Below are 22,983 nucleotides of genomic sequence, written 5' to 3'. Positions count from 1 at the left end.
AAAAGAAGCGAGGATAGTATATGAAGAAAAGAATTTTAATCGTAGAAGATGAAGAAAATATTCGAGAAGTATGCAAACGGTATTTAGAAAGAGAAGAATATGAAGTTTATACCGCTGTAAATGGTAAAGAAGGTTGGGATTTATTTCTTACACATCAACCAGATTTAATTATATTAGATTTGATGATGCCAAAAAAAGATGGATGGGAATTATGCGAGGAAATTCGTCAACAGTCAAATGTCCCTATTATTATGTTAACTGCTAAGGGAGAGGAAAGGGATCGAATTTTAGGCTTAACAATGGGGGCTGATGATTATTTAACAAAGCCATTTTCCCCCCGTGAATTAGTATTAAGGGTTCAAATTATACTAAGAAGAGGAAGCCATGTACCAATACAAGCGAAAGAGTCTCTATTGGAAGTGATAGAGTTTCCAGATTTAAAAATATATCCAAAGACAAGATATGTACTTGTTTGTGATAAGGAAGTGGAGTTAACGGTGAAAGAGTTTGAGGTACTTTATCTCATGGCAAAGCATCCAAAACAAGTATTTTCTCGCTCGCAGCTTCTTGAATTAATTTGGGATTTTGGACATGAAGGGGCATCAAACACAGTTACCGTGTTAGTGAGTCGTTTACGTGAAAAGCTCGAAAAGCATACGATAAAGAATCGTTGGATTCATACGGTTTGGGGTATAGGATATCGCTTTGAGCCAAATGGAGGAAATGAAACATGAGATTACGTATTCAATTGTTACTCATGAATCTATTAAGTACCAGTATTATGGTAATTGCTATATGGTATAGTGAGACCAAAATGTTACTTGAACCGGAACAAACGCGGTTATTAACAGTAATTGCATTTGTGGCATTCATTATTTCAACGTTTATTTATTGGTTAATGACACGTCCTATCATGAGATCTATACAAAATTTAATAAAATTGACGAAACAATTTAGTGATAGACACTTTGAAACGATGTATATAATTGGGCAAGAACCACGTGAGTTTAAAGAATTGGCAACAGCCTTTCAACAGATGGCAAAAAAATTAGAAGAAGGGTTTACTAAGTTAGAGGAACAAGAAAACTCTCGTAAGGAGCTAATTACCAATATCTCACACGACTTACGAACACCTATGGCTAGTATGCAAATGATGATAGAAGCATTACAAGATAACCTGATTGAAGATCCTGAAATGAAAAAGCAATACTTAGCAACGGTTTTAAAAGAAATAGAAAGATTAAATGGATTAATTAACGACTTATTTGATCTTTCAAAGTTAGAGTTTGAGCAAGTAGATTTTCACCCAAGTTTCACACATTTAGATAAAGTTCTATTAGATGTATTAGAGTCACATTCTGTCTTATTAGGAGACAAACAAATCCATGTGCAATTGGATGTCCCTGATACATTACCTCGGCTTTTGATTATGCCCTGTAAAATTGAAAGGGTCATAGGTAATTTATTACATAATGCAATTCGATATTCTCCTATCTCTGGAACAATTGAATTGACTGTAGTGGAAAATAAACCAACTCAACAGGTCCAATTCACTATGCGGGATGAAGGAATGGGAATTTCTCCAAATGATCAATTACGTGTATTTGAACGTTTTTTTAGAACAGATCGATCAAGAAGTTCACAATCTGGAGGTTCCGGACTTGGATTAGCTATTGCAAAATCATTGATTGAAATGCACAAAGGGGAAATTGGCGTAAGGAATCGCGCAGATGGTAAGCAGGGAAGTGAATTTTGGTTCACTCTTCCCATCACATCAGTAAAAAAATAAGATGCTGAAAGACTTTTGTAACATTTACGTTAGAAAAATGAAAGACCTTCTTGTTAACATACTACTACACAGTATGTTACAGGAGGTTTTTTACTTTATGAAAAGAAAATATGTATGGCTTATAGGTGGTTTAATAATTGTATTGGGGATTTTATGGTCATTGTTCCGACCAGAGAAATTATTTATTGATAAGCGTGTAAATGAATCATTGCCACAAGCAGAGATACAATCAACTGAAGTAAGGCAACAAAGTGATCGAGTAATAAGGGAAGGTCAGTTTCAAAACGGTGTCCATGAAACAACTGGAACGGCAAAAATTCACCAATTAGCGGATGGAAAACGTGTTTTACGACTTTCTAATTTTGCAACATCAAATGGGCCAGATGTACGAGTTGTATTAGTTCCTACAAATCGTTTGAAAAATAATGAAGACGTAAAAAACTATCAGTATATTGAATTAGGAAAATTAAAGGGAAATAAAGGAGACCAAAACTACGAAATTCCTGAAGGGATAGATGTAAGTGAATATGGTTCGGTTTCTGTTTGGTGTAAAAGATTTAATGAAAACTTTGGTGCGGTTTATTTTAATAATTAAATATGAACTTAAAATTTCCTCTTACAGGCGAAATTCATATGGGTTATGGTAAAAGCTACAGCGGACTTAGTTGCTAAGAAGGGCACTCATAAGAGTGTCTTTTTCATATTTCTCAATTTTTGTATATTTTAGTGCAATTGGACGTTTACGAAGAGATTTTATTCGTGCATAAATAATTTTAAGAGTATGCCAGGAAATCTTTGATTTATCAAGAAAAATTAAATTTAAACTGTATTATATACAGAAGCCACTTGAGGGGTGTTAAGATGCCAAATTTCTCATTTTGGGGTAGTTGCTTTTCATAGCTAGATGACTATGTATCGGTACCCCATAAGAAAAAGGTAGGAACATATCAAATATGTTCCTGCCTTTTTTTAAGTTTAACATGTATAACCTAAATATAAATGTATTGAGGTCTTCTTTATTTATTATTTTTTAAACCGCAAATGAACAAACTTCAACATCTTTATTACGTTTACAACTCGCATCATAATACGTGTACTACCATCCCAATCTTTATTTGTAGGTATACCTTTAAAGAAAGGGGAGCAGCTTAATATTTTTATGTTTGAAGACCATTTTTCTATTGATTTTGGATTGTTTACATAAAAATACATCATCGCGCCGTTATTGCCAGATTTTTTTACAGTTGCATTCGAAAGGTTCAGTGCGAATTTTGATTCAGCATCAAAATATAGCTCTCCTCCAGGAAAACGTTTTGACATAGCAACTATGATCTCTTTTAAATCTTCTTCTTTAAAGTAATAAAATACACCTGCTGATATAAAAAGAATACCGTCGTTTGGATCATATCTTATATCGTCAAACCAAGAAGTATCAAAAAATGATTTAGCGATACTAATATTCCTTGGTGTATCTTCAATTAAAGTCTTGCGAAAAGAGATTGCATCGGGTAAATCAAGGTTATACCAATGTATTGTACCGTTATCAATTCTTGAAAAAGTAGTATCTAGTCCTGAACCGATATTTACTATAGTGGCGTTCGGGTGTTTTCCTATAAATTGTTTTATCGTATCATCAATTTTTCGTGCACGAGTAATGTATGTGATACATCCGTATTCGCCAAATGTATTTGCTATTGTTGAGAAGTCAAAATCGCATTCTTTAATTATTCGAATAGCCTCTGTATCATCTAAAATATCCTTATTTTTCTCACTGCCATATGCTCGTCCCCATAGGGGAATAAGCATCGTACCTTGTACTGATTGTAAATCTAACTCTTTAACCATGAAACATCCTCCGTTGCATAATAAAACAATATATTTAGTCGTTATTTAACATTTTTGAGAGCATTGTATTTGTTTTATATAGTCCGTAAGTTAAATCCCGCCTATCTTCTTCGGATAATTGTTCGAGGTTTACTGTGAAATTTTTATAAATTTGTTTCCATCTCTCATAATGTACCTTTTCAGCTTTTTCTGTCAGAGAAATTAATACAGCTCTTTTATCTACCGTATCTTGCTTTTTTACAATATATCCGTTTTGTTCTAAGTTACGTACAGTTATACTTAATTGTTGCTTAGGAATGTTTAAATAACTAGCAATCATCTTTGAATTTACAGGTACTTTTTGCTGGGCGATATACTCTACTACGTGTTGTTCTAAATGTGTAAATTCAGAGGATTTTTCTGATAGTAATTTGAAAGTACCTGACATATTTAATAATAAATTCATGTATTCGTTTAATAATTCTTTATGGGACATTATTTTCGCTTCCTTTTTGGATTTAGTCATTATTTTATTACTAATTTAGCTATAAATCAAATGTTTAAACTTATTATAGTAAATTAACATTTACTAATTTGTTATTTTGAGATTATGTGAACTAAAGAAGAGGAGGATGAGAAGTGATTTTAGAAAAGACGAATATGGCCAAAAATAAAATATTACTAAATATATATAAGTAATGAATGCAATGTCTTTTTCAGTTATTATGTTGTAAATAATTTTATGATAAAATCTTTTACATAATGAAATAAAGGGGTAGTGTTCTATGGGTTATTTCTCAAATGGTTTATTAGTTTTGTTTGTTCTTATCGTCTGTAGCTGTATGATTTTTGGTTGATAATATAATAATAGATTTTTATAAAAGAAGTTAACTGAGGTGAGGTTAACTTCTTTTTATTTTATGTTGAGTAGGAATTTTATTATTTTTATGGAAGTTTATTTAAATTAATTTCATATTAATAAGGGTAATTTTATAAAATACAAACAAACGAAGGAATAAGGGGTATTTACATGAATAATAGAATAAATTACACAATTAAACACCCATCAGATTTCAATGGATTATTAAGCTTATATGAATCTTTAGAATGGAATTCTCTTAATTTAACGCTGAATGAATTGGAACAAATGTGTAAACAAAGTTGGTATGTAATTTATGCTTTTGATGATAAAGAGTTAGTGGGGATGGGGCGTATTATATCAGATGGTGTAATAACAGGCGTTATTTGTGGTGTATGTGTATCGCCAAAGTTTCAGTCCATTGGTATTGGAAAAGAAATCGTAGAACGATTAATCCAGCACTGTGAACAAAACAAGGTTATTCCCCAACTTATGTGTGTGGAAAAATTGCAATCTTATTACGAATCTATTGGGTTTGAGACATTCTCTATTGGGATGACAAAACATATTAAAAGATAGTGTGGCTTTATATTTTCAGTGTACTTGTGCATATTTTCAATAAAGGAGACTGACTATATGGAGATTGCTAAAGGGGTAGAAATGTTACAACTTGAGTTTCAAGAATTTATTATTCACCCAATTCTTTTATGGGATGATGAAATGGCAGTGTTAATAGATACTGGTTTCCCTGGACAATTTGAAGACATACAAGTAGAGATGGAAAGAGTAGGGATACCCGTTGATAAGCTAAATGTTTTGATTTTAACGCATCAGGATATAGATCATATAGGTAGCCTTCCTGATTTGTTGAAGAATGGTGTAAGCGATATTAAAGTTTATGCGCACGAGCTAGATAAGCCATATATTGAGGGAGAGTTACCTTTATTGAAAGATGGAAATGTAGAGAATCCACCAAAAGGAAAAGTTAGTAATACGGTGATAGATGGGCAAGAACTTCCGTATTGCGGTGGGATACTAATTCTACATACCCCAGGACACACTCCAGGTCATATTAGTTTATATTTGAAACAAAGTAAAACCCTTATTGCAGGAGACTCGATGTATAGTGTGAATGGAAAGTTAGGAGGAATTCATGCCCCAACAACTTTAAATGTTAAGGAATCACAGCAGTCTTTAAAGAGGTATTCAAATCTAGATATTGAATCGGTAGTTTGTTATCATGGGGGATTAAGTAAGGAGAATATAAAGATTCAAATTCAAAATTTGTAAAAGTTGAAGAGGAATTTTTTGTTAAACTGTGCTGAAGTATAATCTAATTAATAGTTAATAAATAATAAAAGAGCATGTTTGAAAAAAATTCAAACATGCTCTTTTATTAAATGAAATCTATTTAAGATTAACGGCCTAACCCGTTCCAATAAAAAGAAACGATTTCTTGGGCTAATTCATCTATATTTGTAAGAATAGGATTGTGATTTTCATCTTTAAAATTCCCAATTGATAATAAAGATACGAATGCATGAGCCGCAAACGTAGCGTTTCCTCTTGGGATTTCTCCAATTTGCATTGCATTATCAAGTGCTTTTTCTAATACTTCATACATGTTGTCTTCAGCATTTTTTAATTGTTTCAATTGTTCTTCAGATAATGATAGTTTTGCATCTTTCATAAAATTCTTCATATCAATATCCATCGTTGCGTGTAAGTAGACTTTAGCGAAGTCCAATAATCTTTCTTTTAAAGTCTTATTTGTAGAAAGGATTTGAGACATATTTTCGCGTATACGTACCATCATTTGAATCATAGTAGCGGTAAATAAATCTGCTTTTGTTGAATAGTAATAGTAGACGGTTGCTTTCGTAACACCACAAACTTTTGCAACTTCATCCATGGAAACGACTTGATAATTTTGAGTAAGAAATAGTCGAGTTGCAACTTCCAAAATGGTTTCTTTTGTAGATTTTGTATTTTTATTTTGACGAGGCCTTCCGAGAGGACGTTGTTTTTGTTCCAAATCCATTCGCTCCTGACATGTATTGTTGAGATAATTATAACACAAAGTTTTATTCATTCTTGATTAATTAACCAACCAGTATATATAATTAATGTTAGAGGAAAAAAGGAAGGTGGGTTTTTATGAAAAAGCACCCGTTACATATGTTAGGGAGGCTTGTAGCAGGGAAGCATACACAGTGGATAACTTTATCGGTTTGGATTCTTATTACATTATTACTTTCATTTACATTGCCACAAGTAAACAGTACGAAAGAACCGAATCCGAAAAATTTACCTGAAACAGCTATGTCGCAGCAAGCGGAAGCACTTATGAAAAAAGAGTTTCCGAATAATGCAGGAAATCCTTTGTTAGTAGTATGGTATAGAGATGGTGGATTACAGTCACAGGATTATAAACTCATACAAGACGTTTATAAAGAATTAAAGGCCAGTCCTTTAAAGGAACAATCAACGTTACCACCATTTGATACAATTCCGGAACAAGTATTATCAAAAAGTGCATCAAAAGATGGTACATCATTTGTTACACCAGTATTCTTTAACAAGGCTGCTGGAACAGATATATTAAAAGGAAATCTTGATGATTTAAGAAACATAGTGAATAGTAAGGTCGATGAAGATCCATTTAAACAAAAAATAAGTGATTCTGGTTTACATGTTCGATTATCTGGACCTGTAGGCATTCAAACAGATGCAGTTAGTTTATTTAGTCAAGCAGATGTGAAATTATTAATTGCCACTGTACTACTCGTATTAGTTTTATTAATTTTACTGTACCGTTCACCAATTTTAGCAATTTTACCTTTACTTGTTGTTGGCTTTGCATACGGTATTATTAGTCCTACACTCGGTTTTTTAGCTGATCACGGATGGATTAAAGTAGATGCCCAAGCGATATCAATTATGACAGTATTATTGTTTGGTGCTGGAACGGACTATTGTCTATTTTTAATTTCGAGATATAGAGAGTACTTGCTAGAGGAAGAAAGTAAATATAAAGCATTGCAACTTGCAATTAAAGCTTCTGGCGGAGCAATTATAATGAGTGCGTTAACTGTTGTACTTGGATTAGGAACATTATTACTCGCTCATTACGGTGCCTTTCATCGATTTGCGGTACCATTTAGTGTTGCTGTATTCATAATGGGAATTGCTGCTTTAACAATTTTACCAGCGTTATTATTAATTTTCGGTAGAGCTGCATTCTTCCCGTTTATACCGAGAACAACTTCAATGAATGAAGAATTTGCAAAAAAGAAAAAGAAAGTAGTAAAAGTTAAAAAATCAAAAGGCGCCTTTAGTAAAAAACTTGGAGATGTTGTAGTACAAAGACCGTGGACAATAATTATGCTCACTGTATTTGTATTAGGTGGATTGGCTTCATTTGTACCACGTATTCAATACACATATGACTTATTAGAATCGTTTCCAAAAGATATGCCTTCCCGCGAAGGGTTTACGTTAATTAGTGATCATTTCTCAGCTGGTGAATTAGCGCCAGTAAAAGTTGTTGTTGATACGAAAGGAAAAGAGCTTCCTATTAAAGAAGAACTAGAGAAGTTTTCTTTCGTAAAAACTGTGAAAGATCCAAAAGTGGGCACAGAAAATAAGCAAATACAAATGTATGAAGTTTCTTTAGCTGAAAATCCATACTCAATTGAAGCGTTAGATCAAATCCCTAAATTGAAAAACAGTGTAGAAAAAGTATTAAAAGATGCTGGGGTTAGTAATGCAGAAAATCAACTATGGATTGGCGGAGAAACAGCATCATTATATGATACAAAGCAAATTACAGAACGTGATGAAGCAGTTATCATTCCAGTAATGATTAGTATTATAGCTTTATTATTACTTGTTTACTTACGATCAATTGTTGCGATGATTTATTTAATTGTAACTGTTGTATTATCGTTCTTCTCGGCACTAGGGGCAGGGTGGCTATTACTTCATTATGGTATGGGAGCGCCGGCCATTCAAGGTGCGATACCGTTGTATGCATTCGTATTTCTAGTTGCTTTAGGTGAAGATTATAATATCTTTATGGTTTCAGAAATATGGAAAAACAGAAAGACACAAAATCATTTGGATGCAGTAAAAAATGGCGTTATACAAACAGGTAGTGTTATTACATCCGCAGGTTTAATTTTAGCAGGAACTTTTGCGGTATTAGGTACACTTCCAATTCAAGTTCTTGTTCAATTTGGTATTGTAACTGCAATTGGTGTATTACTAGATACATTTATTGTTAGACCATTACTTGTACCAGCAATTACAGTTGTTCTAGGTCGCTTTGCTTTTTGGCCAGGAAAGCTTTCAAGAAAGAGTGAAGAAGTACAAAAGGTGGATGCATAGTTAAGAAAGCCAAGGATATTTTCCTTGGCTTTCTTCTATGTAGTTTATTAATTTTTTGAAGTCAAATCATCAGTTACAGCATGATCAGCATCTTCAATAGCAGTTTCTGGCATTCCATATAAGCCATTCATTGCTTGTTCTTCTACATTAAGGTTTACAGTATTATTATTTTGAATAGGTGTATTGTTTGCGATAGCATTTTCTTTTTTATTTACATTTTTGTTATTCATGTTTGAATCCTCCAAACGTCAGTTGATTTATTAATAGTATGTGGTTGGATTCCAATAAATATGTGAATGGATTTTTGCAGATGTTATATAATTAAATAAAAACTTGAGGATAAATTTAAATTGTAAGGAGTGAAAAGTTGTGGTGAGAACAAGAAAGTTAGCCTTCTAAAATAAAATAAAATGAAATTTTAGGAGGCTATTAAAATGAGGTTTCATATAATTGACAGAGAAAATTGGAATAGAGAGCAGTATTTTGAACATTATTTAAAGTTGAAATGTACGTTTAGTATGACTGTGAATGTTGATATTACGAGGTTATTAAAGGAATTACATCAAAAGGGAATAAAATTTTATCCCGTTTTTATATATTTAATTTCTAAATTAGTAAATAATCATAAAGAATTTCGAACATGTTTTAATGATGAAGGAGTTTTAGGTTATTGGGAGGAAATGACACCAAGTTATACAATCTTCCATAAAGATGATAAGTCTTTTTCAAGTATATGGACGGATTATTCTAGTGATTGCTACATTTTCTATAAAAATTATGAAGAAGATATGAGATGCTATGCTAATGTTCATGGTCTCTTCACGAAAGAGAATATTCCGCCAAATACTTTTCCTATTTCTAGTATACCTTGGGCTAGTTTTACTGGATTTAATCTAAATATTAATAATGATGGTGATTTTCTATTACCGATAATAACTTGTGGGAAATATTTTAATGAAGAGAATAAGGTTATACTACCAGTTTCATTACAAGTCCATCATTCGGTTTGTGATGGGTATCATGCGAGTCGATTCCTAGAGGATTTACAGGAGTTAAGTAATAGTTGCAACGAGTGGCTAAAGTAATATCTAATTTTTAATAATATACAATTAAAAATAAATAAAAGAAGAGAACATGTTTATATTGCATGTTCTCTATTTTATTCATTAATATTGAGTTACAGTGGAAAATATAGGTTGATTTGTAGTTTAATAGTAAATAAGATAATTGATTTTAATTTTCTTTATTTTATAACTATACCGTTCATAAAACTTATTATTTTGTAACAATGAAGGGGAAAACAAAAATGACGATAATCTGTATAGAAAAAGCTACAATTTTAGATGCTGAAAAGTTAACAGAAATAATGACACGAACATTTAATGAAGAAGCAAAACATTGGCTAAGCGATCAAGGTGATGTAATTGACTATAACATTCAACCACCAGGTTATTCTTCAGTTGAAATGATGAAATATTCGATTGAAGAACTCGATTCTTTTAATGTGATAATGGATAAAGAAATAATCGGGGGTATTATAGTTACGATCTCTGGTAAGTCATACGGTCGAATTGATCGTATTTTTGTTGATCCTAATTATCAAGGAAAAGGGATTGGATCACATGTTATTAAATTAATAGAGGCGGAATATCCGAACATAAGGATTTGGGATCTCGAAACATCTAGTAGACAAATTAATAATCATCATTTTTATAAAAAAATGGGCTATGAAATAATTTTCAAATCTGAAGATGAGTATTGTTATGTAAAAAGAATAACTGTAGAGTCAGCTAAAGAGAACCTGATTAAAAATAATGATATGAAAAATAACCAATATGAAAACTGTAATCTAACAAATACAGAATATTATCAAGTAAATTTAAAAAATAGTGCATTTGTTGGTAGTAATATAATGCATATGAATATGAGTAATTGTAATGTGAGTCAATCAAAGTTTAGAAATATAAATTTTAAAAGTTCTTTATATGCCGATTTAAATCTTTCCGGTAGTAAATTTTCTTTTGTGACTTTAGGTGGAGTTCATTTTAAAGATACAAACCTTGGAGAAGGTAAACATCCTATTTCATTTAATAGATGTGATTTGGAAGGTAGTACGATATGTAATAGTAATCTAAAAAATATGGAAATAGAAAATTGTGATATAACCGGTATGACAATAGATGGTGTTCCAATTGAAAAGCTGCTGGAGTTATATAATAAAGTAAAAAGTTAACCTGCATTAATGTAGATAAGCTGTTCATAAATTGGATGTTATACTGAAATGATTATGTAAAAATAACATAAAGAAATATAGAAGAGAAGGGGTTTCACCCAGGGGTCTAGAATGAATATGTATTGTTATGAATATGGAGGGGAGAAAATATGGAGATCAAACTAAGAGCGGTAGAAATACAAGATGCTAGAGCAATTCATCGTATATGCATACAAGATGATGTTTTACCTTATATGGTTTTCTTACCTAGTATGCGTGTAGATGCGATGGAAAATAGAATTCGTAATTTAGCGCCAAATCAATTTGAATTTGTTGCAGAGTATGATGGAAAAGTTGTCGGATTTGTTGGATTAACCCAAAGCCCAGGACGTAGATCTCATTCGGGGGATTTGTTTATGGGGGTAGATAGTGAATATCATAATAAAGGCATTGGGAAAGCACTTCTTACAAAAATGCTTGATTTGGCTGATAATTGGTTAATGTTAGAGCGAGTAGAGCTTGGTGTTTTAGCAACGAATCCGAAAGCGAAATCGCTATATGAAAAATTTGGATTTGTAGAAGAGGGAATAAAAGTAGGGAATTTGAAGGCTCACGGAAAGTTTATTAATGAAATTATGATGAGTCGTTTTAGACCTGATGGTTTAATCATACATAATGCATAGTGAAAAGCATGACATTATAATACTGTCATGCTTTTTATTTGTTAGTTGTTGTTAGGCAGTTTTGGTTGCACTAAAAATAATGCTAAGCCAATAAAAATAACTGTAATGCCTAGTCCTTGTTGTAAAGAAATAGTCTCATTTAATATAAAGTACGCTAGTATACAAGTTCCAATCGTTTCTCCTAAAATGCTCATAGAGATAACTGTAGCACTCATCCATTTTAATAACCAATTGAATATTGTTTGACCTAAAATCGTAGCAATGAAAGCTAAGCCGATAAAGCACAACCAAGTTTGTGTAGAGTAATGGATGAAAGATTCTTGCTGCATGTAGGCAAATATACCGAGAAAACAGGCGCTACTTCCATAACTAATTACCGAATACGGTATAAGTGATAAATCTTTACGAACATGTTGGCTAATGAAAAAGTAAGCGGTAATAATTCCGGCCGCAATAAAGGCTAAAATATCTCCGTATAATGCTTCTCCGCTAATTTGGAAGTCTTGCCATCCGATGACGATACTTCCTGAAATAGCGATGAGGCAACCAATAACCGCTCCTTTCGTAAATCTCTCTTTAAATAGAAAGTAACCACCAATCATTGAAAATAAAGGTTGTAACGTTACGATAACTGTAGAACTCGCTACAGAAGTATATTGTAATGATTCAAACCATAGTACATAATGTGCAGCTAAAAATAGCCCGGATATGAATCCGAATCCCCATTGTCTTCTTGTTACTGTTTTTAGCTCGTTTCGATTATTTTTATTAAATAGTAATAACGGTAATAGAATCAGTGCAGCAAAGAATAATCGATAAAAAGCAATGATAGCCGCAGGAGCATCTGCCAATTTTACGAAAATTGCTGAAGTTGATAGGGCGAATACGCCGAAAAATAAGATGCAATATGAAAGAATAGGCGATTTCACAGTTTGTCCCTCCGATACAATGTTTATTATAATAAAATTAATACGATATAATGTACAAAGGTAAGTATATAAGTCCTTAAGGCGATAGGAAAGGATTATTTGCCTTTGTTTACTATGTCAGCACAAAGACAACGAAATATGCAATATGATGAACGAAAGGAAGGTTTTACTATGATACATGATAGACTCGGACAAACTGTATTAAGTTATCGTAAGAAAAATAATATGACAATTCGTGAATTTGCTAATTATGCAGGAATTAGTACTTCACTAATTAGTCAAATTGAACGAGGATATGCGAATCCTTCTTTAAGTGTATTGGAATTAATTGCGAAAGCATTAAATGTACCGCTATTTACACTTTTTATTAATGAGATTGATACAGATTCACTCATTTCTAAGAAAAAAGATCGAAAAAAAGTATATCGAGAAAATAATGATCACATTGTATATGATGTATTAACACCGGATTTTATGAAAGCACGTATTGAAATGCTAATGATGGATTTAAATAAACAAGCAAACACAACGGAAAGTCACTATTCACATGAAGATAAAGAAGAGATTGCTGTTGTTATGAAAGGAGAAGTGTATGTGGAGTTAGAAGGAAAAGAATATTTTTTAGAAGAAGGCGATGTTGTACGTATTCCGCCAAATGTGAAACATCGCTTTTTGAATAAAAGTGATGAATCCAATCATATTTTATTTGTATTGACACCATCTTTAGGATGAGTATTAAGTGATTTTTATTACGGGGGAAAAATAGATGGAAAATAAAACTGTTTTAAGAGATGGTCTTTCAATTATTTCTCAGTGTAAAAAACAAACAAATGATATTTGGCATGCGCATTTCGGAGCAGCTGCAATTGCTAGTTATTTTTTCATGAAAGATAACAATATGGAAGAAGAGATCACTCATAGTATGTATTCCCAATCAAAAATGATGTTGAACAATCAAAACTTAGGTGAAATCATCGATAGTAAAGAAGAAATTGATTTTCAAAGTGCTGAAAAACGGATTATAAAATCATTGGAGCATACAATTGATGAACTTCATTGGGTGGGGCATAATGTCATTTATGCTGCATTAAGTTTATTAGCTATAAAAGAGTTACAAAAATGGGGGAATAATCAAGCAATTGAAGGGATTACTAACCTTATATTATCGTTTCGAAAAACAATTCCTGGTAGATCGTGGATTGGTTTTACGACGAAGGAAGTAAAACAATTAAGTATAAACGATGAGATAGAAAGTGAATTCAAAAATCCGAAACAATTATCTAAGTTTATTTTAAAGGAGCTCTCGCAATTTAATATTATTTATAGAGCGGAAGCGCATCATGATTTAATTGGTCATTTGCTTACTTTTTCTCATGCAATTAATATTATGTATGATTTAGGGCATAGAGATATATTCCAACGAGGGATACGTCCACTGTTAAAACTAGTATACGTGTTACGTGCTAGTCAATATCTTATGCCGAATACTGAAATTAACTTGCACTCACCTATAGATCGTTTACCTTTAATCGAATCAAAACGTGCTTATGTATTACCAACAGAAAATCAATTTTGGCTAAAAGACTATAGTGCGTTTGATTGGGATTTCGGGCATGTTTTTAAATTCTCATATAGTTATTTTGATCATATAAAGAGAGCTCCAGAATATAAAGATATTACATTAGAGAAATTCCGATTTGTTATTAATACATAATGAAGTCTAATGATCTGTATAAAGGGTTAAATTTAAATTTTTTTGTTGATAGTATATTATTTTTTTATTTGTAAGATTTTACATGCTTATTTTACTTTTACTAATTATGTAAATAGGCTATACTAAAATACATATATTTTAGTATTGGAGAGAGAAGTAAAACGACATGGAATTAGTGAAATTGGAAAAAGTCATTGAAATAAAGAAAGAAGAACTTTTATATTTAGTATCGGATTACGGAATTCAACATGAAAAAGTATTGGCATTAAGTCAAGAAATAGACAAATTGATTAATTACTTTATGTTTTTAAAATAAAAAGAACTATGGCATGATTTGAAAATGTTATAGTTCTTTTTTATTTGGAAATTCAGATGTATATTCTATATACTGATAATAGATAGAATATTCTGTTTTGAAGGAGGGAGATATATGATATTACATACGCACATTTCAGGCGAAGGGGAACCAATTATGCTTTTACACTCTGGTGGTATGACAGGTTTAGTAGAGTATGAAGAGCAGGTAGCATTTTTTCGAGAAAGAAACTATCAAATCATTCGTCCTGATTTAAGAGGACATGGAAGATCAGGGGGGACGTTGGAGAATTATTTCCTACGATCTGTAAAGGATTTACATGATACGTTAGTACATTTACAAATTGATAGATGTCATATAGCTGGTGTTTCACTAGGAGGATTAGTCGCTTTATTATTTGCAAAAAAATATCCAGATAAAGTGAGAACATTAACTTTTTCAGGTATTTTTCCGGTTAAGAGAGAAAATTGGGAAGAGTCTCAGGAGTATGAAGCAAAGTGTCATCAGGAATTGATGGAAAATAAAGAAGTTGTAACGTATATGAATGAAATTCATGAGAAAAGTGACTGGAAAGCATTACTTGAATCGTGGCAAGTTAAAGATTGGTACCCATTTGATGAAACAGGTGATGTAGCTAATCTTCAAATACCTACACTTTGTATTGCTGGGGGAGATGCAGAAGATGAAGTTACAGCTACTACAATGTTCAAACAATTAAACGATAATATTTATATTGCTGTTATTCCGTTTGCTGGTCATTTAGTGCATAACGATCAACCAGAAATATATTCGAATATATTGTCTAATTTCTTACAGAATGCACAAGCTGCTAGTCGAATATAAGGACTTTTGGGTATAATAATAAAGGAATTATTAATTGTATCGGTTAGGAGCGCAGCACATATGAAAACAGTTGTTGTTATCGGTGGAGGTATAACGGGACTTTCTACTATGTTTTATTTAGAAAAATTAAAAAAGGATAATAATATCGATTTAAATTTAATCCTTGTAGAAAAAGAAGAGTACTTAGGTGGTAAAATCCATAGTGTAGAAGAAAAGGATTTTATTATGGAATCAGGAGCGGATTCTATCGTTGCTCGTAATGAACATGTTATGCCGCTTGTAAAAGATTTGAATTTAGAAGAAGAAATGGTATATAACGAAACGGGTATTTCTTACATACATTCTGATAATACTTTACACCCAATTCCATCTGACACTATATTTGGGATACCGATGAGTGTGGAGTCTTTGTTTAGCAGTACGCTAGTATCAACGAAAGGGAAAATTGTTGCTTTAAAAGATTTTATAACGAAAAATAAAGAGTTTACAAAAGATACTTCACTTGCTGTATTTTTAGAAAGCTTTTTAGGGAAAGAGTTAGTGGAAAGACAAATTGCTCCGGTGCTTTCAGGAGTATATTCCGGTAAATTGAATGAACTTACTATGGCATCGACATTACCGTATTTACTGGATTATAAAAATAAATATGGAAGTATTATTAAAGGTTTTGAAGAGAATAAAAAACAGTTTCAATCAGCAGGAAACAAAAAGTTCGTATCATTTAAAGGTGGACTATCTACGATTATTGATCGTTTAGAAGAAATGCTGACTGAGACAGTCGTTAAGAAAGGCGCTGTAACGACTGCTGTAAGGAAACAAGGTGATCGCTATGAAATCTCCTTTGCAAATCATGAATCAATCCAAGCTGATTATGTTGTTTTAGCAGCTCCGCATGATATCGCAGAAACTTTATTACAGTCTAATGAGTTAAACGAGCAGTTTCATACATTTAAAAACTCATCTCTTATAAGTATTTACTTAGGATTTGATATACTTGATGAACAATTACCGGCGGACGGCACAGGATTTATCGTAACGGAAAACAGTGATTTACATTGTGATGCGTGTACATGGACAAGCCGGAAGTGGAAGCATACATCGGGAAAACAAAAGCTATTAGTAAGAATGTTTTATAAGAGTACAAATCCAGTATATGCAACGATTAAAAATTATAGTGAAGAAGAATTGGTACAAGTCGCTTTATATGATATTGAAAGGAGCCTGGGGGTTAAAGGGAAACCAGAAGTAGTTGAAGTTACAAATTGGAAAGATTTAATGCCGAAATATCATTTAGAACATAATCAAGCTGTTCAAATATTACAAGAAAAAATGACGGATCTTTATCCTAATGTATACTTAGCTGGAGCTTCATATTACGGTGTCGGAATTGGTGCGTGTATTGGAAATGGGAAGAACACTGCAAATGAAATAATTGCAACATTAAATGAATCGTCAAACTAACATAGTATAAATAAATAAAATGTCCCTCCAGTATATTGGAGGGACGTTTTATTTATTTCACTTGAATTGAAATTTTTTTATTAGTTGTATTATTCTCAGTAATCGTTAATGCTATGTTCCCAGATTCTTTAAATGAATATGATGAGAGTTGATAAAGCTCTTTTATGCCATGTTTCTCTTTTAATTTATTGGCTGGAAGTGATGTTATGTTCGGTTTCCATGTTTCCTGTTTACCCGAAGGATAGTTAACTATTATTTCTGGATTATTTAATTGCATTACTTCCCAAGAGGCAAAATGTAGTTCAACTTCTGTATCTTTCTTTAGTAATACTTCTGAGAAATATCCAAGCTCTCCGACATTACCGAAAACAGTAAAGTTTTGATTTTGTAATGTGATATCTAAATGTTTAGGTTGATAGGTTGCTGCGTGATAGATTCCATATGAAAGCGAAAGAGTGGAAGCGATTAACATGCCGATTGAAAATGTCATAAAGCTATTACCTTTAAAACTAGTCATCATGAATGAATTTGGGGCGAACTTTTTTGCAAATAAAAATATGAGTAATATGAGTAAGAGGGATAAACTGATGAATATATACATAGAAAATATACACCTCCATAAAAAACATATTTTAACTATATTTTACCATGAATGTATGGGGGAGGGTGTTGTTTTAGCGGGGAAAAGTGAGCAAGGAATCGAAAGTATAAGACATCTTATTACGAGCGGAGTGATGGAAATGAAAATAATACAATTAATTTTAAAACTAGAGTGTAAAGAGATGATCATAGTATTTTGATCACCTCTTTATTTTTTCTAATCATGCAAAAGCAAGAAGGGTTATTTTTAGTTCGTATTGAATTAAGAGGATAAGCTTCTCTAGAAATATTTGATAAATGGGACATTGAGGACTTTCCTAATTATAAATACTTTTTCTGCTATAATAAATGAGTAGAAAGAAAGGAGTGATCCTGTGGCGTTTCCTATATTAGAAACAGAACGTTTGCGTTTAGTTGAAATAGAACAATCTTATTGTCAAAAAATATATGAAATCTTTTCATTGGATGAAGTAACGTGTTATTACGGTATGAATTCTTTTACGGAGTTTGGACAAGCTTCACGTATGATTGAATCTTTTTCAAAAAATTACTTTGAGAAAAAGGCAATACGATGGGGGATTGTATTAAAAGAAACAAATACTTTAGTGGGTACAATTGGATTAAATAATTTACAACTATGGAGTAAACGATCTGAAATTGGATATGACTTACATCCTCGTTATTGGGGGAATGGTTATGCGTCAGAAGCGGCTCGAGAAATTATTCATTATGGATTTCGAGATTTAGGCTTATTTAGAATTGGAGCTATTACATACCCTGAAAATGTTACTTCTTGTAAAATGTTATCTAAAATAGGCTTTCATAAGGAAGGGTTATTACGTGGATATATTCATCAAGGAAATAAGCAACATGATGCACTATTGTATTCTATAGTTCGAACGGATGTAGAGGATATAAAGTGAAACTTTAATCAGTGGGGGTTTTCTTCATCCCCCACTGATTATTAGTTGAACCAATCGGACTTTTATGGGCAGTTGATCCCCCACCTAAATTCTTTGCTTTCGCTGAATTTTGAGGTGGGGGTCTTACTGCCCATTAAAGCGGGATAAATTTATAATAAAAAAACCCTCTTATAAAAGAGGGGTTAAGTGAAAATTAACCTATTTTAGGTAATAAACGTTCTCCGCTTTTCATGCTACTTTTACATAAAGGGCATTTAGGCTCTTCTTCAAATGAAAAATTCTTTCTCATCCATCCTAAACAATCCTCTGATTCACATTCCCAGACAGGGGTTTGTTCTGGTGGTACTTCAGCTACATCGTTCTTTCGATTGCGATACATATAACCACTCCTTTTATGTAAAAAATTTTAGTTATATATTAAAAAGGTTGTTAACCGAGCTGGTAACAACCTTTTTATTGTTTAAATTATAGCTTTACAACGTTTTTAGCTTGAGGTCCACGGTTACCGTCTTCAACTTCGAAGCTAACTTCTTGACCTTCGTCAAGAGATTTGAAGCCGTCGCCAGTGATAGCTGAGAAGTGAACGAATACGTCGTTACCGTCTGCAACTTCGATGAAACCGAAACCTTTTTCGCTGTTAAACCATTTTACTTTACCTGTTAATGTCATGGTAATGCCTCCTAAAATTTAAAAAGATTACAATATGATCGGCCTTATTTGAATGAAAAATAAAAGTTCACATATTATCAAACACCCATAAGGAGTACAAAATAATCCTGATTGATACTTGATAATATGCAAAGGAAATATGGTGTTAAATTGACCTTAATTACTATCTTACAACAAATGGTGGGAAATAGCAAGTGCTGGTAATACCAGTGAATAATCTTGGTGATAATAGTAAAACGCACAAAGTCATCTCTTTTATTTATATATTATTCCAAATTTAGGTTTATGCTAAACTGAGAACATTTTTCTTGGGATTTTTGTCACGTCCTTTTTATTTGGTTTTCTTCAATTGCTAAATCCAGGTATTACAATTCTTTCAATATCTAATGTAATTTTAGTTGGTGTAGCTGCCTTTATTCAATTTTTCTTCCACAGAAACTAACGAAGAGCCATATTTTAAGTATTATGAGGAAATTCATTGTATAATTTTACTAACTTATTAAAAATACTGGAGGGAACGGATTAATGAAGAAGTTCTATAAGATAAATGAATCAAAAGAGAACAATGATAAACCACATTCAGTAACTGAATTTGAAAATATAACAAATAAAGAATTTCCTTATTACCAAAAAGGAAGCAAATATGCTTGTTGTGAATTTTGTGGAAGTGTTGTGAGCATTACAAATGGAGCAAATAATAATTCTTGCTCTAATGCCACTCGCGCTATGTACGCTAAACATACTTCCCTGAAGGATGGTCTTCCATTCGATCCTGATTATAAAAATTGTATAGGATATTCAGGAAACGCGGGAGGTTGGCAACAGATTTTCACTCAAGAAAAAGGAGTATTAAAAAATCAAAAACTGGAAAACTATATAAATTCCCACAAGGTCGATATTGCAAAAGAACTTTTTGATTTAATTGGCATCCGCTTCTCAAATACTAGTGGAGTAAATAATCTTTTTAATGAAATGTATGAATCTTTCACAGCAAATAAGGGTTTATATGTTAAAAAATGGTATCCGTCAACCGTACCATTTTTGTTAATGCAGAGAACATCAAACCTAAATTTTTGGGGATATATAGTAAATGATGCTATTGTGCAAGAATTAAAGAATGAAGGAATTGAAATTGATGGGAATCAATTTAAAGAATCTGATTATCAAATAAGTTTTGATTTGAATAAAGATGATTTTCCGACGCATATTATTGTTAGGTTGCTAGATTCAAAGGGGAATTTTGTCGATGTTTCAAAATGCTCATTGAATAAAATATTTGAATAAGTATTTTTGAGCTAATAGCTGAGTTCATTATGCCACCTTAAGGGTGGTTTTTTTATGTTGTTTTGTAGAATATATTTTACATTTGTTGAGTTTTTTGTTGGTGATTTTTCCTAAAATTATTATAATCTATGTAGTTAAATAAATTCATACACAGCTTTTTCTTATAATGTAGTCTTTGTTATTTAATCTTTCTAACCCACTCAAAAAGCGAAAAGAAACGCCATTCCTACCGCTTGATAGGGCTTAAAAAATTGTGAAATTGTTCCAGTATTTACTCTATAAACTTATCAGGAGTTTCAAAGTAGCGAGCTGTACACCCATAGAAATTATTATAGCAAAACAAAAAAAGGGATTCCCTGAAATTTGGAAGTTACGTTGAAATTATTTTTATTTCTGTCGATTTCTCGTTATTCTCAATCAATTAGGATTTAATTTAAAAAATAGTCGGTGCCAATAATAGAAAGGAGTTTTAGATTCAAGGATTTAATTCAGAAAATAAAATCACTCGAATATCTTTCAATTCTTTTTTATAAGCTTTATCTGCATATTGATTTGTATAGACAATTTTTTATTATACAATGGATTTAATAGTAAAGAAAGCGAGAACCGATGACAGAACAGATTCAAAAAATTGAAAAGGCCAAATGCTTACTTGGACATAATGAAGAAAATTGAAGAGCATGAGGATTTAATCTTTGAATTTCAGCGTAATCACGGGACAATCACAACACTACTGACTGACCTTGTAAAACACACTGATGATGCTATGATTGAAATCAATAATATGCACAGGCTTATTGAAGGAAATAACTTGAAATAGAGAAAAGGCCGCAACAACGGGCTTTTTGTTTGCTTTATATTGAATTGAGCCTTAGTATAATTATCACGACAATCATGCTTTCTATCGCTTCAATTGTTTTATGGAGACAGTTATGGGGTAGAAAAGAGAAACAACGAGATTTAAGTTAATGAAAGTGGGAGAAACTATGGGGATTATAGCGTTTGAGGGAGCGAGTGCGGTTGGTAAGAGCAGCACGTGTCATGAATTAGAAAAAAATTATGGTGCATACATTATACCTGAAGTGAATTTTTTATTTGAAAGACCAAAAAACGAACATAGAACATGGTATTTTGAAAAACAAGTAGAGCGCTGGAAAATAGCAGTGCAAAAGTCAGAGCAATATGAATTAGTAATACTTGATGGTGATATTTATCAGCCACTTAGTTATAATTGGTGTTTCCATTTTGATATATTTAATCAGCCATTATCTTTAATAGAAAACTTTTATAAAGAAAAGCTGATCAATAAGGAAATTGGTTTTCCTGATCAATATTTTTATTTATATACGAATGATGAAGAACTTAGAAAACGGAAAGAATTTGACGAGACAAAAAGAAGAAGAAACTTTGAAAAACATTTACATATATCAAAATCGTTTCAACGTTATTATGAAAATTTAAATGCTGTTACAGATGGGTATTGCAAAATGATTGATGCGAAAAGTGTAAAATCGAATGAATTAGAAATTGTGAAAAGTTTAAACAGTTTAAATGTGTGTGAAGAGAGACGTTTTGATGTTTCGAAGTTAGATGCGATTACGAAGTGGTTAAAAGAGCATCGTGCATAAAAACAACGAGTGCCTTATAAGGTACTCGTTGTTTTTTTTATGTATTATATATTGATTTTAAAATTTGTAAGTTCGCTTTTTCATTTTTCTTAATAGCATTTGCATATTTAGCTAGAAAGAGCTGAGAAGGATAAACCGGTAGTTCACCACAAATGTCGATACCATAAACATTTTTATTCCTAATAAGAGAATGTAAACATTTTAATAGTGTAGAAAGTTTCATATGTCCTTGATCCCAATTTGTAATAGTTACTTTTGAATCTAAAACATCTTTATCAATGCTTACATATATAGTATCTGTATGAATATGCGAAAGTATCGTATGTGTAGATACTTCATAAGTTGTATCTATCGGGAATACTTCTACGCATGAATAATCATTAGAATGAATGGTTAAAGAAGAAGGTCCGATAATAATTACTTTCTTTAATTTCGGGTTATTTTGAAGTGCGAATGATACCCATGAACCGCAAGAAATAAGAGTATGTTCATTTTCTTCTTTTAAGTTCATGTCAGTGTGATGATCAAATAAAATAAGGCTAAATGGTTCATCTATTTCTTTTAGTAGCAAATAAGATACATAATGATAATTTCCAGAACCGATAAAGGTGATTCCTCTTTGCTTTCTACGATATAACTCCCGTTTTATTCGCTTTAAAGAAGGAGTCTCGCAATACAGGTTTGAGTGCTCTAAATGACTAAAATCAATATCTTCATGTGAATAAGAATGAAGTTTATTTTGTAATAAATATGTATCGTCAAAGTTTAAAAAAGTTAAACCGCTATACAATAAACTCATATTTATTCATCTCCTTTATATGTAGGCTAGCATATATTTTTATAAAATTAAAACGAAATGC

Annotated in this window: 26 protein-coding genes and 1 pseudogene; 18 read left to right on the top strand and 9 right to left on the bottom strand. The window is 31.9% G+C overall.

Features of this window, described 5'->3' with window-relative positions:
* Positions 1-20: 20 nt before the first annotated feature.
* The 3 genes from QEP67_RS15990 to QEP67_RS15980 all read left to right on the top strand — a co-directional run bounded on the left by QEP67_RS15990 (position 21) and on the right by QEP67_RS15980 (position 2,384).
* A complete protein-coding gene (locus QEP67_RS15990; protein WP_000746049.1) occupies positions 21-734 on the top strand; it encodes a response regulator transcription factor in 714 nt (237 codons plus the stop codon).
* Positions 731-1,789: a HAMP domain-containing sensor histidine kinase gene (locus QEP67_RS15985; protein ID WP_001239402.1), complete on the top strand. Its 1,059-nt coding sequence runs from the start codon at positions 731-733 to the stop codon at positions 1,787-1,789. The genes QEP67_RS15990 and QEP67_RS15985 overlap by 4 nt, the downstream gene beginning before the upstream one ends.
* Before the next feature lie 97 nt (positions 1,790-1,886).
* Positions 1,887-2,384 (top strand): DM13 domain-containing protein, encoded by a 498-nt coding sequence (locus tag QEP67_RS15980; protein ID WP_000824738.1) that lies wholly within the window; start codon positions 1,887-1,889, stop codon positions 2,382-2,384.
* Between the two features lie 428 nt (positions 2,385-2,812).
* Here the strand turns inward: QEP67_RS15980 and QEP67_RS15975 are convergent, their stop codons facing one another.
* Both QEP67_RS15975 and QEP67_RS15970 read right to left on the bottom strand, forming a co-directional pair.
* Positions 2,813-3,634 carry a class I SAM-dependent methyltransferase gene (locus QEP67_RS15975; protein WP_048566438.1) on the bottom strand — a complete coding sequence of 274 codons (822 nt, stop codon included), beginning with the start codon at positions 3,632-3,634 and terminating at the stop codon, positions 2,813-2,815.
* Positions 3,635-3,668: 34 nt separating this feature from the next.
* Positions 3,669-4,109, bottom strand: coding sequence for a winged helix DNA-binding protein (locus QEP67_RS15970; protein WP_000018440.1), 441 nt, complete (start codon positions 4,107-4,109; stop codon positions 3,669-3,671).
* 534 nt (positions 4,110-4,643) lie between these two features.
* Between QEP67_RS15970 and QEP67_RS15965 the strand changes: the two genes are divergently transcribed.
* Both QEP67_RS15965 and QEP67_RS15960 read left to right on the top strand, forming a co-directional pair.
* The gene (locus tag QEP67_RS15965) at positions 4,644-5,051 is read left to right on the top strand and encodes a GNAT family N-acetyltransferase (protein ID WP_001065227.1); all 408 of its coding nucleotides are present in this window, start codon (positions 4,644-4,646) and stop codon (positions 5,049-5,051) included.
* 57 nt (positions 5,052-5,108) lie between these two features.
* Positions 5,109-5,762, top strand: coding sequence for an MBL fold metallo-hydrolase (locus tag QEP67_RS15960; protein ID WP_353706319.1), 654 nt, complete (start codon positions 5,109-5,111; stop codon positions 5,760-5,762).
* A gap of 127 nt (positions 5,763-5,889) precedes the next feature.
* Here QEP67_RS15960 and QEP67_RS15955 read toward each other — a convergent pair whose 3' ends face one another.
* Positions 5,890-6,513: a TetR/AcrR family transcriptional regulator gene (locus QEP67_RS15955; protein ID WP_074651059.1), complete on the bottom strand. Its 624-nt coding sequence runs from the start codon at positions 6,511-6,513 to the stop codon at positions 5,890-5,892.
* Positions 6,514-6,629: 116 nt separating this feature from the next.
* On the opposite strand from QEP67_RS15955, the gene QEP67_RS15950 reads away from it, so the two are divergent.
* A complete protein-coding gene (locus QEP67_RS15950) occupies positions 6,630-8,861 on the top strand; it encodes an MMPL family transporter (protein ID WP_353706318.1) in 2,232 nt (743 codons plus the stop codon).
* Between the two features lie 47 nt (positions 8,862-8,908).
* Here the strand turns inward: QEP67_RS15950 and QEP67_RS15945 are convergent, their stop codons facing one another.
* Positions 8,909-9,091: a DUF4021 domain-containing protein gene (locus QEP67_RS15945; RefSeq protein ID WP_048563040.1), complete on the bottom strand. Its 183-nt coding sequence runs from the start codon at positions 9,089-9,091 to the stop codon at positions 8,909-8,911.
* A 204-nt stretch (positions 9,092-9,295) separates the two neighbouring features.
* Between QEP67_RS15945 and catA the strand changes: the two genes are divergently transcribed.
* The 3 genes from catA (at position 9,296) to QEP67_RS15930 (ending at position 11,756) form a co-directional block, all read left to right on the top strand.
* Complete coding sequence (catA, locus tag QEP67_RS15940) at positions 9,296-9,946, top strand: type A chloramphenicol O-acetyltransferase (protein WP_064470560.1); 651 nt, start codon at positions 9,296-9,298, stop codon at positions 9,944-9,946.
* 203 nt (positions 9,947-10,149) lie between these two features.
* Entirely contained in the window at positions 10,150-11,094 is a 945-nt protein-coding gene (locus tag QEP67_RS15935) for a GNAT family N-acetyltransferase (RefSeq protein WP_116891179.1), read from the top strand.
* Between the two features lie 149 nt (positions 11,095-11,243).
* Positions 11,244-11,756, top strand: a complete 513-nt coding sequence (locus tag QEP67_RS15930) for a GNAT family N-acetyltransferase (RefSeq protein ID WP_353706317.1) — start codon at positions 11,244-11,246, stop codon at positions 11,754-11,756.
* A 41-nt stretch (positions 11,757-11,797) separates the two neighbouring features.
* On the opposite strand, the gene QEP67_RS15925 is transcribed toward QEP67_RS15930, so the two are convergent.
* Positions 11,798-12,685 (bottom strand): DMT family transporter, encoded by an 888-nt coding sequence (locus QEP67_RS15925; protein WP_064470559.1) that lies wholly within the window; start codon positions 12,683-12,685, stop codon positions 11,798-11,800.
* Between the two features lie 171 nt (positions 12,686-12,856).
* Here QEP67_RS15925 and QEP67_RS15920 point away from each other — a divergent pair, with 171 nt between their 5' ends.
* The 5 genes from QEP67_RS15920 to QEP67_RS15900 all read left to right on the top strand — a co-directional run bounded on the left by QEP67_RS15920 (position 12,857) and on the right by QEP67_RS15900 (position 17,019).
* The gene (locus QEP67_RS15920) at positions 12,857-13,417 is read left to right on the top strand and encodes an XRE family transcriptional regulator (protein ID WP_000581042.1); all 561 of its coding nucleotides are present in this window, start codon (positions 12,857-12,859) and stop codon (positions 13,415-13,417) included.
* Between the two features lie 34 nt (positions 13,418-13,451).
* Positions 13,452-14,399: a hypothetical protein gene (locus QEP67_RS15915; protein WP_000428951.1), complete on the top strand. Its 948-nt coding sequence runs from the start codon at positions 13,452-13,454 to the stop codon at positions 14,397-14,399.
* A 166-nt stretch (positions 14,400-14,565) separates the two neighbouring features.
* On the top strand, positions 14,566-14,715 hold the full coding sequence (locus QEP67_RS15910) for an aspartyl-phosphate phosphatase Spo0E family protein (RefSeq protein WP_000424361.1): 150 nt from the start codon (positions 14,566-14,568) through the stop codon (positions 14,713-14,715).
* Positions 14,716-14,829: 114 nt separating this feature from the next.
* Complete coding sequence (locus QEP67_RS15905) at positions 14,830-15,558, top strand: alpha/beta hydrolase (RefSeq protein ID WP_000600638.1); 729 nt, start codon at positions 14,830-14,832, stop codon at positions 15,556-15,558.
* 60 nt (positions 15,559-15,618) lie between these two features.
* Positions 15,619-17,019 (top strand): protoporphyrinogen oxidase, encoded by a 1,401-nt coding sequence (locus tag QEP67_RS15900; RefSeq protein ID WP_353706316.1) that lies wholly within the window; start codon positions 15,619-15,621, stop codon positions 17,017-17,019.
* A 52-nt stretch (positions 17,020-17,071) separates the two neighbouring features.
* Here QEP67_RS15900 and QEP67_RS15895 read toward each other — a convergent pair whose 3' ends face one another.
* Entirely contained in the window at positions 17,072-17,620 is a 549-nt protein-coding gene (locus QEP67_RS15895) for a hypothetical protein (RefSeq protein WP_002108316.1), read from the bottom strand.
* Positions 17,621-17,993: 373 nt separating this feature from the next.
* On the opposite strand from QEP67_RS15895, the gene QEP67_RS15890 reads away from it, so the two are divergent.
* Positions 17,994-18,542 (top strand): GNAT family N-acetyltransferase, encoded by a 549-nt coding sequence (locus QEP67_RS15890; protein ID WP_000885384.1) that lies wholly within the window; start codon positions 17,994-17,996, stop codon positions 18,540-18,542.
* A gap of 193 nt (positions 18,543-18,735) precedes the next feature.
* Here the strand turns inward: QEP67_RS15890 and QEP67_RS15885 are convergent, their stop codons facing one another.
* Together QEP67_RS15885 and cspD are read right to left on the bottom strand one after the other, a co-directional pair.
* A complete protein-coding gene (locus QEP67_RS15885; RefSeq protein ID WP_000286202.1) occupies positions 18,736-18,921 on the bottom strand; it encodes a cold-shock protein in 186 nt (61 codons plus the stop codon).
* Between the two features lie 86 nt (positions 18,922-19,007).
* Complete coding sequence (gene cspD / locus QEP67_RS15880) at positions 19,008-19,211, bottom strand: cold-shock protein CspD (protein ID WP_000176365.1); 204 nt, start codon at positions 19,209-19,211, stop codon at positions 19,008-19,010.
* A 301-nt stretch (positions 19,212-19,512) separates the two neighbouring features.
* Here cspD and QEP67_RS15875 point away from each other — a divergent pair.
* From QEP67_RS15875 to QEP67_RS15865, 3 genes and pseudogenes are all read left to right on the top strand, one after another.
* Positions 19,513-19,623, top strand: a pseudogene (locus tag QEP67_RS15875) (CPBP family intramembrane glutamate endopeptidase); the annotation flags it as partial.
* A gap of 113 nt (positions 19,624-19,736) precedes the next feature.
* Positions 19,737-20,495, top strand: a complete 759-nt coding sequence (locus QEP67_RS15870; RefSeq protein WP_048566430.1) for a hypothetical protein — start codon at positions 19,737-19,739, stop codon at positions 20,493-20,495.
* Between the two features lie 986 nt (positions 20,496-21,481).
* Positions 21,482-22,123 carry a hypothetical protein gene (locus QEP67_RS15865; protein WP_000511260.1) on the top strand — a complete coding sequence of 214 codons (642 nt, stop codon included), beginning with the start codon at positions 21,482-21,484 and terminating at the stop codon, positions 22,121-22,123.
* A 37-nt stretch (positions 22,124-22,160) separates the two neighbouring features.
* Here the strand turns inward: QEP67_RS15865 and QEP67_RS15860 are convergent, their stop codons facing one another.
* Positions 22,161-22,922: an arginase family protein gene (locus tag QEP67_RS15860; RefSeq protein WP_000055488.1), complete on the bottom strand. Its 762-nt coding sequence runs from the start codon at positions 22,920-22,922 to the stop codon at positions 22,161-22,163.
* Positions 22,923-22,983 lie beyond the last annotated feature (61 nt).

Source organism: Bacillus cereus group sp. MS39 (genome assembly GCF_040448665.1).
Classification (GTDB): domain Bacteria; phylum Bacillota; class Bacilli; order Bacillales; family Bacillaceae_G; genus Bacillus_A; species Bacillus_A wiedmannii.
Note: the sequence above shows the minus strand (reverse complement) of the source record. Positions and strands in the feature narration are given on the sequence as shown.